Origin of the sequence: Bacillus sp. GMs2/2, assembly GCF_050172095.1 — a bacterium.
Lineage (GTDB): Bacteria > Bacillota > Bacilli > Bacillales > Bacillaceae_G > Bacillus_A > Bacillus_A cereus.
This window is the reverse complement of record NZ_JBNLYE010000079.1, coordinates 1-16,677: the sequence shown is the minus strand read 5'-3', so window position 1 is coordinate 16,677 and position 16,677 is coordinate 1. Positions and strand designations below refer to the sequence as shown.

Here is a 16,677-nt window from a genome sequence, read left to right as displayed (position 1 = left end):
TACCATTATACATATAAACTTAATTACCGCTTTAATATGAATAGGAGGAAACATAATGACATTACAAGAACAGATTATGAAAGCATTACATGTTCAGCCTGTAATTGATCCAAAAATTGAAATTCGTAAACGAGTTGATTTCTTAAAGGATTATGTAAAAAAAACAGGTGCAAAAGGATTTGTACTTGGTATTAGCGGCGGACAAGACTCTACATTAGCAGGACGCTTAGCACAACTTGCAGTTGAAGAAATTCGTAACGAAGGTGGTAATGCAACGTTTATCGCCGTGCGTCTTCCTTATAAAGTACAAAAAGATGAAGATGATGCACAATTAGCATTACAATTCATTCAAGCAGATCAATCTGTTGCATTTGATATTGCTTCAACTGTTGATGCTTTTTCAAATCAATATGAAAACTTATTGGGTGAATCATTAACAGATTTCAATAAAGGTAACGTGAAAGCACGTATCCGTATGGTTACTCAATATGCAATTGGTGGACAAAAAGGGCTACTTGTTATCGGAACAGATCACGCTGCAGAAGCTGTAACAGGGTTCTTTACAAAATTCGGAGATGGTGGTGCAGATTTATTACCATTAACGGGATTAACGAAGCGCCAAGGACGTGCATTATTACAAGAGTTAGGCGCAGACGAGCGACTGTACTTAAAAATGCCAACAGCTGATTTATTAGATGAAAAACCAGGTCAAGCTGATGAAACAGAGTTAGGTATTACTTATGATCAATTAGATGATTATTTAGAAGGTAAAGCAGTTCCAGCTGACGTTGCAGAGAAAATTGAAAAACGTTACACAGTGAGTGAGCATAAAAGACAAGTACCAGCGTCAATGTTTGATGATTGGTGGAAATAAATTAAACATAAAAAAGAAGCTAATCTTCATTTAGCTTCTTTTTTATATGTTAACGATATACCCCTACTCTTTTCTCCAATAAATCTTGCAGGCAATCTTCATGTTGTTTACAAAATAACGGTGGCATGTCGTCTAACGGGAAAAACTTCAAATCCAACGTTTCATCACCATCTACTTTTTTGTCACCTCCAACTATTGAGAATGAAAAGAACATCACAATTGACTGGGCCTTGTCTCCATTTGGATATGATTGAAAATATTTTGTATACACTCCAATAAGCTCATTTATTTCTACATCATACCCGGTTTCTTCTTTTATTTCTCGGATTGCAGTTTCCGCAGCTGATTCTCCTATCTCCATTGCACCACCTGGAAATCCCCAAGCGTTAAAGTCTCCTCTTTTTTGCAGTAATACTTCTCCTTCTTTATTAAATACACAACCACCGGCAAAGTTTAAGAAAACATAATCATGTCCTACTTTTTCACGTAATTCTTTTATATAATTGGCCATTCTCTTTCCCCTTTTCATACCTCTTCTATCGCTATTTCTTATCTTTTTCAAGCAATTCAATGATTCGATCTAGCTTCTGGTTCATATTAATCACGTGGTGTTTCTTTGCAGCACTGCTTTGTAATACTCTTCTAATAAACAAAGTAAATGATATGAAAAACAAAACGATAAGTCCGATTACTAAACAAGTATATATCAATGTAAAAATATTACTTTCGAACAAGTTCATTCAGCATTCACATCCTCTCCTTTTTATTTTATCACATAATTCCCAAAATTTTAAAGTGATCGATAAATATAAAAAGAGCATCTTTTACAGATGCTCTTTCTCATTGCTTAATACGTAAATGTAATTGTCGCTAATGAATAACCCGCCAATGCACTGTAAGGCGCTACTTGATAAGACACACGCTTTGCACCTTTTGGCCAATTTATTTCATTTAATACTTTCTTTATATCTTGCATCGTCCCATCCATGGACTGCTTATATCGTACTTCTACTTTTTCTGGTTTGGTTGCAAACTTTTGCTGCAACTTTTGCTTAAATTCATTATAATTTTCTGCTCCGTATTCTGCAGATAAGTATTGTAAATTTGTTTCTTTTAACATCTGCTCATATACGACAGTTTTTGAGCTACCAGCTTTTATTTTATTTGTTAATTCACCAAAATAACTTGTAGTTGCCGCTGGATATTTGCTACGATCCCATTCATGATCTTTACTTAACTGTTCGTCAGACATATTAAAATATGAGTAAGTTGCACGCCCTGCTTTATCTGGTACTGGATCATCAAATGTAGTATCTAGGTGATACCATTTGTTTTCAATGTTCACTAAATTCCACGCGTGAGCTTGTCCGTTTCCTGTGCCTGTTACAATATGATTTTGAATACCTGCCTCTTTTAACAACTCATACGTCAATAATGTATATCCTTGGCAAACGGCAGAACGATTCGCTAATGCTTCATATGCTGTATACGCTTGATAAGACGTATCATAAGACACATGCTTAACAACGTAATCGTGAATAGCTTTTACTTTCTCATGCTCATCCATCCCTGGTTTTACAATTGATCCAACAATTGATTTCGCCTGAGCTTTTACATATTGAGTTTGTTCTTTTGATTCACGGTATTTTACTTGCAGTGTAAACGTATAGTCCCCTGGCATTCCTTTAATGGAATATCTAGTAGACGCTACATTATATTTTACATACTCATCAGCATCTACAATTTTATTAAACTCACCATACAATTGATCCATAATATTTCTAGCATTTCTATCTTTTGTTTTATATGTGATTGTAATATTTTCTTCTCGATTATCAATCTGTTTTTTTAATTCTTTTCTGAAATCATCTAATAACTTTACATCTGATTGTGCTGTCACTGTAGTCGGATTTGTAGCTGCATAAGATACAGATGACGCTTGTAAGCCCCCCATTACTATAGTTGAACAAAGTGCGGCAGCTGTCACATACTTACTTGTCTTTCCCATCTTGTCACTCCTTATATTCTATAACTATACGAAAAAGTATCGTATAGTTTCAGAGTATACAATACTTTTTCGTATAGGTCATATGAGATTATGCATATTAACTAATTCACATAAAAAGGTTGTTCTTTTAAAAAGAACAACCTTTTTTCATTAGCATGTTTGTAATACGCAGCATGTATTTTCAAAACGTTGATTTTTCAAATCTTCATTACTAATACAGAAATATAGCATCCCTAGTTCTCCCCAAACCATATTACAATTTTTATGATCTGAATCAATTTGGAATAAAAGAGTCATTTGCTGCGGGTCTACTCCCATATATTCTCCCGTCTCATATAACACTTCTTCTTGTACAGAGAATGGCTCACCAAACATTTGATGGTTATCGTAGTTATCCGGAATTAGCTCTTCAAGTAATTGCAAGAAACGATCTGAATCAGCCTCATCTTCAATGAAAAGTTCTGGTAATTTGTATGTCAGTTCAAAAGTAATTGCACACTGGTTATATTTCGCTTGTACTTCATTTCCTCTTCGTAATTGCTCTACAGGAACATCATAATAAAGTACACGCCCACCCTCTGTTAGCTTCACATTTTCTTCAAAATAATTTTCAATGCAAAAGAAATACAGCATCCCCGTCTTAGGAAGATTGTGATCCATACCAACGTTTTGTAAATCACTTAAGTTAAATTGCGCGATAAATTGTAGTGGATTTCCTTTATGCTTTGGATATTCAAATAAAGCTGGTAAATCAGGAACTCCTCCCATTTTCGAACTACCTATCGCAACAGTTTCCTGCTGCTTTGGCACAACTTTTATACAAGGAAATACAGTATTAATAAGTTCCTCTTTCAAGTGTGTTAGTTCATATTTATCAATTAATACTTCAATTTTTTTATTCATAAATTCTCCTTACATTTACATACTTATTTATATCATAGTACAAAGATTATACTTCATTCTTTACAAAATCAACAAGCCTCCAAAAAACGGGCTTATCCTTCGTACGCGAACAAGTTTAAAAAAGCATACTATACATTGTTCCTACAAACACGATAGTTCTTTAGTTCTTCCAGTACATTTTCCCCTCGTTCATTTTTATTTTTAATATAAGGAGGAATTCCACATGGGTTACGGATATAGTTGCGGCGGTTACGGTTACGGCGGTAGCTGTGGTGGTTGTGGTTACGGAGGTTTCGCTTTATTAATCGTTTTATTCATCCTTCTAATCATCATCGGAGCTAGCTGTTGGGGCGGCTTTGTAGGCTGCTAGTAAACTTAAAAACCATTGTAAAAAAGCACGTACAATACGTGCTTTTTTGCCATTTCCAAATCTTTTATTTGAAAGGAAGTATGTTTAATGAAGATTGATGGTGTTTTTGAAGGAGGCGGTGTGCGCGGTATTGCGCATGTTGGGGCAATTTGCGCGTTAGCCGAAAAAGGTTATGAATGGGAACGTGTAGCTGGAACATCAGCTGGTGCAATTATCGCGGCACTTTTAGCTGCAGGATATTCTTGTTCAGAGCTAAAAACCATTATAACTGATATCGATTATAACAAATTTACGAAGAAAACCTTTATTGACAAAATCCCCTTTATCGGAAAAGGACTAAGTGCATGGACTACTCTAGGTATATACTCTAATGTATTTATAGAAGAATGGATTGAAGAATTACTTCGAAAAAAAGGTGTTCATTTATTTACTGATTTACCGGATCTAAACAAACTCAAAATCATCGCTTCTGATATTAGTAATGGTAAAATGGTTGTCTTTCCTGACGACTTACCAAACTATGGATTTTTAAATTATCGCTTCTCTATCGCTAAAGCGGTAAGAATGAGTAGTACAATCCCCTTCTTCTTTGAACCCGTAAAATGGAGAACTCCAAAATGGAAGCAGCCTTGTTATATGGTTGACGGAGGAATTCTAAGTAATTATCCAATTTGGATCTTCGATTCACCTACCGCTCCTCGCTGGCCGACTTTCGGATTTCATTTTGTAAAAGATGAGATTCAAGCTGACCCTGCTCACTATAACGAGCCTATTTCTATGTTCAAAGGACTATTTAAAACAATGATGCAAGCTCATGATTTACGTCATTTAGATAAGGAATCAAAAGCAAGAACGATTACAATTCCAACAGGAACGATTACAAGTACTAATTTTGAACTGACGAAGGAAGAAAAAGACTGGCTTTACAATTCTGGTTATAACTCTGCTAATAAATTTTTACAAGCTTGGAACTTTAGGCAATATATTGATGAGTATAGAAAAGGAAATCAAGACCGAAAGACAAATCGATTTTTTCGTCAACTTGACTCATAATATTATTACTTTGCGTATAAATACGAGAACGTTTAACAACTTAATAGTAAATAAGCCTAGTAAATTCTTATATTACTAGACTTATTTACTTCCTATATAATCTCATACATTGTTTAAGGATACGTTAAGCCTTCGGCTTCTTCTGCAGTTATAACTATGTAACGATTTCCCGTTCTTAATCCTAACAGTTCTGCTTTTTCAATCGCCTCTTGCTTCGTCTCCGCATAAGCAGCTAAATATTTTTCTCCATTGATCATTTGGCAAATTACATATTGTTTCATTACTTTCTCCTCTTACTTTTTCATTAGTTGTGCAAGTTTTTTTATACCTATTTCAATTTCTTCTAACGTTGCGTATGAATACGATAGGCGCAAAAATTGATTTGCACTTCTATCATATAAAGTACCTGGGTTTAATAAAACCTTTTCTTGCAGAGCTTTATCAAATAAACTGCGATATGAAATGGGTACTTTTATATGTACCCATATATAAAACCCGCCTGTTGGTTCATGCCAAGTTGCTATTTCACGAAGATATTTATCTAACATTAGTAACATATAATCTCTTCGTTTTTTCAATTCACTTCTTACAAATCGCAAATGCTCATCATATAGACCATTTGTAAACCACTCTGCTGCAATTTGCTGGGATATAGTGCTTGAACCATAATCTGTTTGCATCTTTATGTCTGACAATCTTTGAATTACTGGCTCGGGTCCAACAATCCATCCAATTCTTAAACCTGGACTAATTACTTTGGACATGCTTCCAATATGTAGTACGATTCCATTTTTATCATAGGCTTTTAAAGGTTTCGAACTAGGTGCATCAAACCATAAGTCTTGATACACTGCGTCCTCTATAATAGGTAATCCAATTTCATTACATATTTCCATCACTTCTATTCGTTTCTTCGCATTCATACTAAAGTTCGTTGGATTATGAAAAGACGGGATTGTATATAAAATAGAGGCATTAAATTGCTTCTTATATTTCTTAATATATGATGTATGTAACCCGCTTTCATCCATTGGGATTCCAATTAAACGTACTCCTGCTGATTGAAAAACATTAAGCGAATATAAATAGGATGGTTTCTCTAATAAGATTGATGCCCCTTTCGAAAGAAGCCCCATAGAAATAAGTTGCAGCGCTTGAATTGCTCCTGAAACAATTAATATAGAGTCAGGAGATACATATACGCCATGCTCCTTTAAGTATTCGGAAATCTTTTCCCTTAAATAAAGATTTCCTTTCGGCTCTTCATACCCAAGCGTCACATTTGACTTTAAAAGGTTATTCATAATTTCTTTCATCTTTTTCTCAGGTAAGAGACTCGGCGCGAGCTCACCTGTTCCTAACCGAATTACATGTGGGTAAAATTCAGCTTGATTAATCTCTTGAATAGCTGGGAGATTCGGATAATGAAGTCCTGTTTCTACATAAGACTGCCAATTAGGCGGGGGTGCGTAAGTTGAAACATTCTCATTATTATTTACAACAATTGTTCCTTTCCTGCCATTCCCTTCAATATATCCCTTCGCAACTAGTTCATCGAAAGCCATTACAATTGTGCTTCGATTCACACCAAATGTATGGGCCAAATCTCTTTGTGAAGGTAATTTCGTTCCAACGGTCCATTCTCCATTAACGATCCTTTCTTTTATATACGTTTCTATTTGTTTATACAGCGGCGTCGCTAGAGACATATCCGGTTTCCAAACAAATCTTTCCATCATATCACCTTATATTCTTTTTGGTTGGTAACCTCCCCAACCATATGGATGGATACAAATTTTCATTTCTTCTATACAATATACACTATCATAATGAATTAAAATAGGAGGTAATATGATGAGTGAAGCAATTATTCATGGTATCATTCTTGCATTTGGACTTATCATTCCATTAGGTGTACAAAATGTTTTTGTCTTTAACCAAGGTGCGAGCCAACCAAACATTTGGAGGGCAGCCCCTGTAGTATTAACTGCCTCTATATGTGATACGTTACTCATATTGATTGCAGTGCAAGGTGTCTCCCTTGTACTCCTTACTTTTTCTTGGCTAACTAACTCATTATATATAATTGGATTTTTCTTTCTCCTATACATGGGCTTTGTTATTTGGAGAAGTAGCCCTTCCAACGATGTAACACAAGAAAAAAGTATGCCCTTAAAAAAGCAAATCCTTTTCGCAGCATCAGTTTCGTTATTAAATCCACATGCTATTTTAGACACAATCGGTGTAATTGGAACAAATTCTATTCAATACATAGGAAGTGAAAAGTGGGCTTTCACACTTGCAACTATTATCGTTTCTTGGATTTGGTTTATAAGCTTAGCTTTAGCGGGGAAATTTCTAAAAAGACTAGACTCAACCGGAAAGACAATTTTATTATTAAATAAATTTTCTGGTCTCATCATATGGGGTGTCGCACTTTATATGTTAAAACAAGTTATTTATTCTTAATGAACGAAAGAGAATTGCATGTTACTCAAAACATCATGCAATTCTCTTACAAATTATGAAGTAGGTTCTGGTTTCTGTTTTACCGCCTTTGCATCCTTTGCTGGTTTAATCCAAATGATTGCTATGACAGCACCAATGGCAGCGAAAATACTTGTCAAATAAAACACTTCATGGTCCGCCCCTTTCATGAAAAAAGAATATAAAGGTGGTCCAGCTGCTACACCGATAAATCGCATTGAACTGTAAAATGACGTAACTGTTCCCCTTTGCTCCTTTTCAATTCCTTGTGTAATGAGGGCATCTAAACATGGGAGTGCCATACCAATCCCTATCCCCATAATAACGAGACAAAGAAGTAGTAAATAAATCCCTTTTATAAATAAAGGAATGATGACTGATGCAGCTGCCATTAAAAAACCAATATAGATACACTTCTTCATAACATTTTGATTATCTCCAATTTTTTTACCGGCCATATATGAACTAAGTGACAGTACAAGTAACGGGATAGCAAGCACACACCCTTTCCATATACCATGAATGTCATACTTTGATTCCAGTATAGTCGACAAATAAAAGAGAATTCCGAATAAAATAAGCATAATAATTGCACCTAATGCAAAAATGGCAATTAACCATCTTCCTTTTTCTCGAAACGTAGACAGAATAGATTTTATAAACTCTTTAAGTGGTGGTACTTCTCCTTCTTGTTTCTTTGCCTTTACTAGAACAAGTAATAAAACAATTGATACTACGCATAAAATTGGAATCGCCCAAAATGGTAAGAACCATACAACGGCAGCAAGAGCAGACCCTAAAATAGGGCTCAGCACTTTCCCAAATGTATTGGATGTTTCTATGATTCCTAAACCTGTACTAACTTGTTTTTCGTCTTTGTATAAATCACCAACACACGGTATAACAACTGGCATTGCACCAGCAGCCCCAATACCTTGAATCGCTCTACCAATCAATATCCAATTGTAGGGATTATCAACTTTCCAAGATACCCAACCAGTTATCGCTCCTCCTATAGCTGCAATCAGCAAACTCGGAACCATTACCATCTTTCGTCCCCATCTATCTGATAAATAACCAGCAATCGGTATAAGTAGAATGGCTACGATAGAGTAAATTGTAATAATCATGGATACTTGAAACGATGAAATATGTAATTTCTTTTCAATAGTCGGCAGAATTGGGATGAGCATTGAATTCCCTAATGTCATAACAAGTGGAACTGATGCAAGCGCAATTAAACAACAGTTTTCTTTTTTTAACATGTTGGCTTCGAAACCTTTCATCATATATTTCTTACCATATAATAGCCCCGCTGGAACGTAACTTTTCATTCCACCAGGGCTATTACATCTTTACTACTTCCCATTCACAACAAAAGAAATTGGGGAAATTATAGTATTATTCCTATTCTTTGAATCCAGTTCACAATATATCCATACCAATTAATTGAAAAAAAAGAAAGGAAGAATCCTTCCTTTCTCCTATAACCTTCTACAATTAGCGAGTATATCCGCCACCAAGTTGTTGTTCTGCCATCGCTACAAGGCGTTTTGTAATTTCACCGCCTACAGAACCGTTTGCACGTGAAGAAGTATCAGCGCCAAGTTGTACACCAAACTCTTGTGCAATTTCATATTTCATTTGATCTAAAGCTGCTTGTGCTCCATGTGATGCTAATTGATTAGAATTACGATTTCTAGCCATTACCAATCACCTCCTTATTTATATATAAATTGTGTTAAATTCAAATTAAAATACATGGAAATTTTTGGTTATTTTTTACCATAAAAAAAGAGCCTCTAAAACGAGACTCTCACATCATTTCACATTACGAAGTTACTACTTCTAATTTTCTATTTATTAATACTTTCATTTCTTCTTTTAATATCTCTTTTGCATTATGTCCAAACCATTCTAAGGAAGCAAAAAGATCCGTACCTCTCACTTCCTGAATAATCTCATCATAATTTACAATACCTTCAAATAACGGAACCATACCAATACGACTTCCTGCTGCAGCATATACATTGTTAGGTTCAAACACATGCAAATAATCCGCTGAAGATATATTCTTAAAATGGTAATGTAGTGTCCACGGCTTTAATCGATGGAAACTGTCTATTGGATCTGCGCCAGACTCCCATATATGAAGAAAATCAAGATTTATTTTTAAATTCGGATGATTTACTTCTTCTAATAGTTCTATAGTAGAAGGCAATGTGTCCGTTAGTGTATTGGGATGTGTTTCTAACAGCACATACATATTGTGCTGAGCAAACACATCACAAATCTTACGTATTCGCTTCACATACTCTTTTCTCTCTTGTTCCGAGAAGTCCTTGCTCCCTTTTTGCCCAGCAAACGTGCGAATTTTATTCGTATTAAACCAATTAGCTAGTACTACAAGTTGTTCACTTTTCTCTATCGTTTTTTCAAAATCTGCTGATAATGATATATCTAAGTAATCACTTATCATCGTAATTTCTAAGTTTTTATCCTTTAGAAAAGTCAATTCTCGTTCTGTCGTTTCGCGTTCTTGTATATACAAATTTTGTGCATGAGTCCCCCACAATTCAATTCCTTCAAAACCGTTTTCATATGCAAATTGAACAATATCAGTAAATGAAATTAATTGATGACGAAATGAAATGGTACATAGCGAATATTTCATAGCATTAAACTCCCCTATCTTAAATTCAGTTAGCTTATTAAAAAGTTGCGACAGACTGATTTGTTTTCATACCTTTCCATGATAGAAACTGTCTCTCTAATTCCTTCTTAATTTGCAGTTCAATTGCATTCATTTCATCCAGTTTTTCAATAATCGATACTAGCATACCTTTATTATTCGTCATTGCCATTTTAATTGCACGATACTGTACATTTGTAAATCCTTGTACAATATCCTCTACCCGATCACACCAATAATCAAATTCTTGCTCCGAATATTGCAACGTTTCACGGAAGTATGCAAAGGCATGCTCATAACTATATTTACGAATTGCAAGTACTGGTATTTGTTTTACTGCTGCTACAAGTCCAGAAAGCGCATATCCTTCTTCCTCATTTGCCATTTTTACAATTAAATTTTTCAGTTCCATAGTCAGTTCATTGTCGTTCTTTTTGAATGTTTCTGTGAAATAACTAGCTACTGTTTCTTGCGTTGGCTCTCCAATTCCTTCTATATCAATGAAATACCCTCCACCAAATGGGTTATCTTGAATGGAGTGAAGTACTTTTTCTCTTTCCATATTTCCTTCCCAACGAAAATCAGGATCTAGCATGAACCACTCTTCTTCTTTCTCTGTTTTTGATATCATTAAATAATGTGGAAACGGTTTTTGATGAAATTTATTTTCCCTCTCTGGTAATAGAGACATATCAACCATTACAATGACATAACGATTTCCCGGCTTGTTTTCTACTAATTCTAAAAACGTTTCTACATTGCTATCTTTATCTTTTGCATGATCATACCATTCGTTTACTTTAATACCGTACAATTTTTCAAACCAAAGTAAATAATGATCATGGTTAATGTTTTCAGAGTGATATGAAATAATTCCGCCTTCTGTTATATCAAAATCTCCATCCCATAGTCCAAAATAAAATGGACGAAAATCAATGTCGCTACGCCTTTTTATAATTTCACAAAAACAACTCACTAAACAGTGCACTTTAATTGAAGTCATACTCTCATCCACTTTCCTAAAGGTTAGTTATTCACATTTATTTCCTGTAACTCCTCCATAAAATCAAGCAAAGATCCTACAGTAAGAAATGCCTTTGGATCTACCTCATCCTCTGGAACGCATAGCTTTACATCCATTTCTATGTATACAATAAGCTGTAACATCATTACCGAATCTATATATAAATCTTGATTTAAGCGCATCGTTTCTTCTAAATGCGTTACATTTTTCAGTTCCATTTTTTCAATCATAATTTTTAACACGGCATTCTTTAACGCTTCCCGTCTCATGTTGTAACCTCTCCCATCTCTAGTAACTTTCTACTTACTTTTCCAGTTTTATTTTTAGGAATTTCATTTACACTTTCAATTTCATGGGGAACTTTATAAGAAGGTAAGTGCTGAATACACCATTCTCTTATTTGTACTGGATCAACATGAGAGATCACTTTCGCTTTAACTATTTCGCCCATGACAGGATGTTTCCCTCGATATACAATTGCCTCTTGAACACCTTCCAATCGAAGCATCGTTTCTTCTACCTCTATAGGAAAGACTTTTAATCCCGAAACATTAATTACATCGTCCATACGCCCCATAAAATGAATGCCACGCTCAGATTTATACCCTAAATCTTTCGTGAAGATTTCCTTATCATTCATTTTCACGACGATTTCTTCCGGTGCATTTTCATCTGAACCTATGCTTATACTCGCATGAGGTAGAGGGTTTCCTAAATCTAAATGGCTCTTCATATCATGACATATACTAATACAACCTGCTTCAGAACAACCATATTGCTGCATCATATATGTTGTCATTTTTTTTAGTTTATAAAATAGTGCTTCTGGCAAAGGCGATCCTGATGTCATAATTTTATGAAACTGGAACGTTCCTAATGGAAAACTCCCCATAATGTGTAACATAAGTGGTACTGCATATATAATATGTTTTTCTGTATTGCGAACTATATTTAATGCGAATTTAGGATTTTTGTTCGTAATGATTACAGGCTTGCTCCCCCTCGTAATTGCTGATAACGTACCACATATTAGTCCGTATGAATGTGAAACAGGAGCCATAACGATTGGCACTTCATCTACTTCACAGTTTAAAGCTTCATTATAGGCAGTAATTTCTGTATCAACTTCCGTCCATGCTCTACGAATCAGTTTCGGTTCTCCCGTAGTTCCCGAACTATATTGCAATAAAGAAGGCTCTTCTAGTAAAAAGTTCCCTACTTCTAATTTTGTAAAATCGCCATATTCTCCATATAAAATCCCTACACAATTTGCACGCTTTGCCATTTCAATAGCCGTTTCTTTTGGCGTATCTTCATGTATAAGTAATACTGATGATTTCTTTTCTTTTAAGAAAAACACAAGCGTAATAATATCGAATGGATCTTTCAGACAAAGTGCAAATCTATTTCCTTCTGCTTTTTGAAATTGTTCCATTTCCTCATAAACTTGTAATCTCAATTCAAAATCACTTTTGCTATACTCTTGTTTATTAACGATTAGCATAATTTCCCCCTGTAACAGCTGATTTTTGTTTCATAAGTTGTCTTACTCTATACAATGGATTTGGAACTTCATGAACAAGCGATTCCACATCCATATATAATCGACGTTTCGTTAATTGTTCAGCATAGAATGTAGGTGCATATAATTGAATATTTTCAAATCTACCTTTCAAATGTGGATATATTCTTAAATGATCTTCAATTTCTTCAACAACCATCATCCAAAAATGTTCTTCTTTCAATCCATATTCATCCGCGAGTACGAATGCTAATTCTCCTAAATTAAACAGGAATAGTGCATCTAACACCATCTCTTGCAAACATTCAATGCGATCCATTTCAAAGAAATCATTCATTTTTCCATTCGCATATGTTTTATGCATTTTAGTAAAGTCGGGACATTTGTCAACCGTTTTCAAATATGGACGATAAAACTCAAGCCCTTCATGAAAATCCTTTAACGCAATACGAACAGGCACCCCTTCTTTATGAACTAGAATCATATTTTGTCCATGTGATTCCAGTGCGATGCCATGCTCTACAACAAGATGTATAACTGGTATTATCGCTTTTTGAATAAGTAATTGTAGCCAATCCTTCATTCCATATTTATTCAACCACGCATCAATAATTGGTGTACCATCTTTCTCTTTAGCGTATAAACCATTAAAAGGAATTGCATCTTCTTGTGCATCTAAATACTTATGAATGCTTTCGCGCCAAATACATCCTAATGAACCATATATAGCTTTTTTATTCGTGTCATACGTTACACTGGAAAACTCATTTAACAAGATTAAACGTGCTTCATCCATTAAATAGGCGTCATTACTTACAACATCATTTAACCAATTTGATATTGCTGGTGCACTCACAACAGAGTATGGTTTCAGCGTACGAAGTGTTGAAGTGTTGAGTAAATTCATCGATAATTTAACGTACGGTTTCTTTGGACTCGTAATATTTCTTAATGTTCTCATTGACTGTTGCGCGCAATAATCGTCCTCTGATGTTCCTAAATAAATAATAAATTTCCCCTGTATATGATCCGCATAATTTGAAATGATGAAATTCACCCACTGCCATGGGTGAACAGGTATAAACACGTACTGTTTTGGATTACATCCCTTATTACGAATTCGTTCCATAAATTCTTCTAATTTACGATCGCCAATCTCCTCTTTTAAAAGGTTGTTATACATCACTTCATTCTCATAACCTACAGTCGCATAATTCTTATGCGTTGCAATCCATATGAGTTTTATTGGCTGCATAAATTCATAACCATATTGAAAATTGTCACGATATTGAAATCCAACACGTGCTTTATAACTAGGATGATATGGATGGCCGTCTATTAAATGGCTTTCAAACTCATCGTAAGATTTTTGAGTATATTCTCTCTTATTATTTCTTTCATATTGTGCAATCGTGTCTTTAAATATTGTTTGTTCTAATTCGTGTATAAAAGAATCTAATTTAGCTTGTTCTACACTAGTAACCCGAAAAACTTCTTCTAGAAATTGCGAGACAGATTGTATTTCTTGCTGTTCATCTTGAACTCTTACTATTAATGAGTCTAACGAAATACGTCCAAATGTCATCCGTTCCCTGCCATAGCATTTGTACGTGACACTTTTGCCTTCTTCATCAAGTCCTTGTATTAGAAAAAGAAGTTGTTCTTCTTTTTCTATGCGAACCGGTGTAATAATCCCCTCATAAATTAACGATTCTACTAATTGACGTAGCACTCTTCTTCGTACTGAAATGTAATCTTCTGATTCGAGCGCCTTCAATACTTTCGTATGATACATGTCCACTCTCATAAAACCCTCCACTTTATGACAAAATACCATTATTTGTATTACGTGAAATTTTAACGTTATTTATGAACGAACAGCCACTTCTCTAACGAGTGGATTATGTACTTGCACATAAATAGCTTGCTCCAATGGATTACTTAACTCATCGACATCGAAAAATCTCGTTAGTAAATTTGCTTTACACGCTAACTTATCTTCGTCCAATAATTCTCTTAAAAATGTAGAAGGTTCCCGGTTATATGGAAGAAATGATTCAAGTACAGACCTTAATTCCGAGAGAAGAATTTCCTCCTTAATTAATCCTGCTGTGCCAAAACCATTAATGAGGCCAAACATATGATTGAAAATTAAGTAGTAACGAAATCTCTCATCCACAATATAGTCGTCATATAAATTTCCAGTACGTTCTCCAATACCAGCTAATTCATTATTAAGCATCTCTTTCATTGAATTACAGAAATAAAATCCTTGATTATCACGGAAATAATATTTGACCGGATAACCATCTTTTAGCTGAACAACGCTATTTTGCTGATGAGCTTCTAATGCAACACCATACTGTAAATACATCCATACCATTGGCTTTAAAGAAATATTCATATATCGTCTAAACCACTCTAAGCTTACTTCTTCACAGCTTTTACTTTCTAAATCTGCTAGGCGATGAATAATATTCGATAACCGCGTACGCTCCCCAGGTATAGCGTCTTGAACTAGCCCAGCAATTAATGTTGCGTCGTTTGCATGTTCACTATAAAAAGGATTCTCACGAATAATCACTTCAAATCCAGATTCTTGTGTTCCATAATTTAATGTAATAAAGGCTGGATCACAAATAAAATCAAATCCTGGAAATCTTTCTCGTACTTCACCAATAGCCGTATTTAACATTTCCTTCCCTTCAAGACCACTCTCAAGTTCTTTCAGTTTATTAATACGCATTGAATTCGTTACTTTCACCGGAAATGAAAACTTAAGCATATACTTCGAATTGGGATGATATAGCGTCCTTAGTGATGATGTTGCCATATAATACTTACCTACAGGACCAATATACTCAAGCAATTCTTGAATTATCCAATCTTGTACGTAAGCTTGATGCAAGAGCCATTCTGCCTGAAGCGGATGAATTGGAATTAATGCATATTGATCTTCCTTACAGTACTTCGCTATAAATTCCTTACTAACCATCTCATCATTACTTAATCCTTCTTTTATAACCGTTGTTGTAGAATCTGATAATAATGATTTTTCATTTACTATACTTTTATGTGCCCGAAAATAATGAAGCTGACATTCCCCTTTTAATTCTGGAGAATACATTGCACTTTTCCAATCCAATATCCCCTGTCTACTCTTTGGTGTAGGATGAGTTAAATGCCCAAATAATAAAGACTGCTCCGCTTCTATAAAAGTTGTATGGAAACCGTATAATGCGGATGTATCTTCTATTCTCTCTTTTGTAAATTCCTCAATATTTTGACAACTACGGATAACTCGAAGCATAAGTTCCGCAGGATTCGTTCCTTCTCCGTAGTTGATCGACATCTCTTTTATTAAAAACGTAATAACTGTAACGTAATCTGCTGTAATAACAGAATTACTATCTCCAATTTGATAATAAAATTGTTCTCCAAACAAATGGCGATCTGTTGGTGATTTATATATAACTTCTCCATACAAAGTAACGTTCTGTGCCGATAGCCGACAACATAAATATGTGGGGACTGTATCTCTATTCAACGTATTACTGAAGATACTTTTCATTCTTTCATCCTCTGTAATCCATTCTCCACTCCCTGTTTCTCTTAAATAACAGTTTAAAAAGCTTTGTAATGTTGCATGTTCTGCGATTTGTTTCGCAAGCTGCATGTTGGTCCTCCTCTTTATATTAAAGCTATCGAAATTTTATATAATAAACGATAATTGAATGTCGTTAT

General features: G+C 34.8%; 18 protein-coding genes. 4 read left to right on the top strand and 14 right to left on the bottom strand.

Annotated elements, in window-relative coordinates:
* Nucleotides 1–55: 55 nt before the first annotated feature.
* Complete coding sequence (gene nadE, locus ACQGS6_RS12655; RefSeq protein ID WP_000174891.1) at nucleotides 56–874, top strand: ammonia-dependent NAD(+) synthetase; 819 nt, start codon at nucleotides 56–58, stop codon at nucleotides 872–874.
* Nucleotides 875–923: 49 nt separating this feature from the next.
* Here nadE and ACQGS6_RS12650 read toward each other — a convergent pair whose 3' ends face one another.
* The 4 genes from ACQGS6_RS12650 to ACQGS6_RS12635 all read right to left on the bottom strand — a co-directional run bounded on the left by ACQGS6_RS12650 (nucleotide 924) and on the right by ACQGS6_RS12635 (nucleotide 3,785).
* Entirely contained in the window at nucleotides 924–1,385 is a 462-nt protein-coding gene (locus ACQGS6_RS12650) for an NUDIX hydrolase (RefSeq protein WP_000024999.1), read from the bottom strand.
* A gap of 31 nt (nucleotides 1,386–1,416) precedes the next feature.
* Nucleotides 1,417–1,614, bottom strand: a complete 198-nt coding sequence (locus tag ACQGS6_RS12645; RefSeq protein WP_001048102.1) for a DUF4083 domain-containing protein — start codon at nucleotides 1,612–1,614, stop codon at nucleotides 1,417–1,419.
* A gap of 107 nt (nucleotides 1,615–1,721) precedes the next feature.
* A complete protein-coding gene (locus ACQGS6_RS12640; RefSeq protein WP_000520858.1) occupies nucleotides 1,722–2,882 on the bottom strand; it encodes a transglutaminase domain-containing protein in 1,161 nt (386 codons plus the stop codon).
* Between the two features lie 150 nt (nucleotides 2,883–3,032).
* A complete protein-coding gene (locus tag ACQGS6_RS12635) occupies nucleotides 3,033–3,785 on the bottom strand; it encodes a YwqG family protein (protein ID WP_001034837.1) in 753 nt (250 codons plus the stop codon).
* Between the two features lie 223 nt (nucleotides 3,786–4,008).
* Here ACQGS6_RS12635 and ACQGS6_RS12630 point away from each other — a divergent pair, with 223 nt between their 5' ends.
* The gene (locus ACQGS6_RS12630) at nucleotides 4,009–4,155 is read left to right on the top strand and encodes a YjcZ family sporulation protein (protein WP_000540425.1); all 147 of its coding nucleotides are present in this window, start codon (nucleotides 4,009–4,011) and stop codon (nucleotides 4,153–4,155) included.
* Nucleotides 4,156–4,242: 87 nt separating this feature from the next.
* Nucleotides 4,243–5,208, top strand: coding sequence for a patatin-like phospholipase family protein (locus ACQGS6_RS12625; RefSeq protein WP_000686789.1), 966 nt, complete (start codon nucleotides 4,243–4,245; stop codon nucleotides 5,206–5,208).
* A 113-nt stretch (nucleotides 5,209–5,321) separates the two neighbouring features.
* On the opposite strand, the gene ACQGS6_RS12620 is transcribed toward ACQGS6_RS12625, so the two are convergent.
* Both ACQGS6_RS12620 and ACQGS6_RS12615 read right to left on the bottom strand, forming a co-directional pair.
* Nucleotides 5,322–5,489 (bottom strand): DUF3933 family protein, encoded by a 168-nt coding sequence (locus tag ACQGS6_RS12620; protein ID WP_000816389.1) that lies wholly within the window; start codon nucleotides 5,487–5,489, stop codon nucleotides 5,322–5,324.
* A 12-nt stretch (nucleotides 5,490–5,501) separates the two neighbouring features.
* A complete protein-coding gene (locus ACQGS6_RS12615) occupies nucleotides 5,502–6,944 on the bottom strand; it encodes a PLP-dependent aminotransferase family protein (RefSeq protein ID WP_098536626.1) in 1,443 nt (480 codons plus the stop codon).
* A gap of 118 nt (nucleotides 6,945–7,062) precedes the next feature.
* Here ACQGS6_RS12615 and ACQGS6_RS12610 point away from each other — a divergent pair, with 118 nt between their 5' ends.
* Complete coding sequence (locus tag ACQGS6_RS12610) at nucleotides 7,063–7,677, top strand: LysE/ArgO family amino acid transporter (RefSeq protein ID WP_001287305.1); 615 nt, start codon at nucleotides 7,063–7,065, stop codon at nucleotides 7,675–7,677.
* A 53-nt stretch (nucleotides 7,678–7,730) separates the two neighbouring features.
* Here ACQGS6_RS12610 and ACQGS6_RS12605 read toward each other — a convergent pair whose 3' ends face one another.
* From ACQGS6_RS12605 to ACQGS6_RS12570, 8 genes are all read right to left on the bottom strand, one after another.
* Nucleotides 7,731–8,960: an MFS transporter gene (locus ACQGS6_RS12605; RefSeq protein WP_033667350.1), complete on the bottom strand. Its 1,230-nt coding sequence runs from the start codon at nucleotides 8,958–8,960 to the stop codon at nucleotides 7,731–7,733.
* A gap of 235 nt (nucleotides 8,961–9,195) precedes the next feature.
* Nucleotides 9,196–9,402, bottom strand: a complete 207-nt coding sequence (locus ACQGS6_RS12600; RefSeq protein ID WP_000113545.1) for an alpha/beta-type small acid-soluble spore protein — start codon at nucleotides 9,400–9,402, stop codon at nucleotides 9,196–9,198.
* 124 nt (nucleotides 9,403–9,526) lie between these two features.
* A complete protein-coding gene (locus ACQGS6_RS12595) occupies nucleotides 9,527–10,369 on the bottom strand; it encodes a sugar phosphate isomerase/epimerase family protein (protein ID WP_000877670.1) in 843 nt (280 codons plus the stop codon).
* 37 nt (nucleotides 10,370–10,406) lie between these two features.
* On the bottom strand, nucleotides 10,407–11,390 hold the full coding sequence (locus ACQGS6_RS12590) for a DUF6005 family protein (RefSeq protein ID WP_000200708.1): 984 nt from the start codon (nucleotides 11,388–11,390) through the stop codon (nucleotides 10,407–10,409).
* A 23-nt stretch (nucleotides 11,391–11,413) separates the two neighbouring features.
* Entirely contained in the window at nucleotides 11,414–11,680 is a 267-nt protein-coding gene (gene asbD, locus ACQGS6_RS12585) for a petrobactin biosynthesis protein AsbD (RefSeq protein WP_001250561.1), read from the bottom strand.
* Nucleotides 11,677–12,915, bottom strand: a complete 1,239-nt coding sequence (locus ACQGS6_RS12580; RefSeq protein WP_426965188.1) for an AMP-binding protein — start codon at nucleotides 12,913–12,915, stop codon at nucleotides 11,677–11,679. The genes asbD and ACQGS6_RS12580 overlap by 4 nt, the downstream gene beginning before the upstream one ends.
* Entirely contained in the window at nucleotides 12,902–14,740 is a 1,839-nt protein-coding gene (locus ACQGS6_RS12575) for an IucA/IucC family protein (protein ID WP_426965187.1), read from the bottom strand. Before ACQGS6_RS12575 ends, ACQGS6_RS12580 begins: the two co-directional genes overlap by 14 nt.
* A gap of 60 nt (nucleotides 14,741–14,800) precedes the next feature.
* Nucleotides 14,801–16,609: an IucA/IucC family protein gene (locus tag ACQGS6_RS12570; RefSeq protein ID WP_001175122.1), complete on the bottom strand. Its 1,809-nt coding sequence runs from the start codon at nucleotides 16,607–16,609 to the stop codon at nucleotides 14,801–14,803.
* Nucleotides 16,610–16,677 lie beyond the last annotated feature (68 nt).

What these genes read in the sequence shown, in the direction of transcription:
- nadE (WP_000174891.1), top strand. Translation starts at nt 56, where the DNA reads ATGACATTACAAGAACAGATTATGAAAGCATTACATGTTCAGCCTGTA.
- ACQGS6_RS12650 (WP_000024999.1), bottom strand. Translation starts at nt 1,385, where the DNA reads ATGGCCAATTATATAAAAGAATTACGTGAAAAAGTAGGACATGATTAT.
- ACQGS6_RS12645 (WP_001048102.1), bottom strand. Translation starts at nt 1,614, where the DNA reads ATGAACTTGTTCGAAAGTAATATTTTTACATTGATATATACTTGTTTA.
- ACQGS6_RS12640 (WP_000520858.1), bottom strand. Translation starts at nt 2,882, where the DNA reads ATGGGAAAGACAAGTAAGTATGTGACAGCTGCCGCACTTTGTTCAACT.
- ACQGS6_RS12635 (WP_001034837.1), bottom strand. Translation starts at nt 3,785, where the DNA reads ATGAATAAAAAAATTGAAGTATTAATTGATAAATATGAACTAACACAC.
- ACQGS6_RS12630 (WP_000540425.1), top strand. Translation starts at nt 4,009, where the DNA reads ATGGGTTACGGATATAGTTGCGGCGGTTACGGTTACGGCGGTAGCTGT.
- ACQGS6_RS12625 (WP_000686789.1), top strand. Translation starts at nt 4,243, where the DNA reads ATGAAGATTGATGGTGTTTTTGAAGGAGGCGGTGTGCGCGGTATTGCG.
- ACQGS6_RS12620 (WP_000816389.1), bottom strand. Translation starts at nt 5,489, where the DNA reads ATGAAACAATATGTAATTTGCCAAATGATCAATGGAGAAAAATATTTA.
- ACQGS6_RS12615 (WP_098536626.1), bottom strand. Translation starts at nt 6,944, where the DNA reads ATGGAAAGATTTGTTTGGAAACCGGATATGTCTCTAGCGACGCCGCTG.
- ACQGS6_RS12610 (WP_001287305.1), top strand. Translation starts at nt 7,063, where the DNA reads ATGAGTGAAGCAATTATTCATGGTATCATTCTTGCATTTGGACTTATC.
- ACQGS6_RS12605 (WP_033667350.1), bottom strand. Translation starts at nt 8,960, where the DNA reads ATGTTAAAAAAAGAAAACTGTTGTTTAATTGCGCTTGCATCAGTTCCA.
- ACQGS6_RS12600 (WP_000113545.1), bottom strand. Translation starts at nt 9,402, where the DNA reads ATGGCTAGAAATCGTAATTCTAATCAATTAGCATCACATGGAGCACAA.
- ACQGS6_RS12595 (WP_000877670.1), bottom strand. Translation starts at nt 10,369, where the DNA reads ATGAAATATTCGCTATGTACCATTTCATTTCGTCATCAATTAATTTCA.
- ACQGS6_RS12590 (WP_000200708.1), bottom strand. Translation starts at nt 11,390, where the DNA reads ATGACTTCAATTAAAGTGCACTGTTTAGTGAGTTGTTTTTGTGAAATT.
- asbD (WP_001250561.1), bottom strand. Translation starts at nt 11,680, where the DNA reads ATGAGACGGGAAGCGTTAAAGAATGCCGTGTTAAAAATTATGATTGAA.
- ACQGS6_RS12580 (WP_426965188.1), bottom strand. Translation starts at nt 12,915, where the DNA reads ATGCTAATCGTTAATAAACAAGAGTATAGCAAAAGTGATTTTGAATTG.
- ACQGS6_RS12575 (WP_426965187.1), bottom strand. Translation starts at nt 14,740, where the DNA reads ATGAGAGTGGACATGTATCATACGAAAGTATTGAAGGCGCTCGAATCA.
- ACQGS6_RS12570 (WP_001175122.1), bottom strand. Translation starts at nt 16,609, where the DNA reads ATGCAGCTTGCGAAACAAATCGCAGAACATGCAACATTACAAAGCTTT.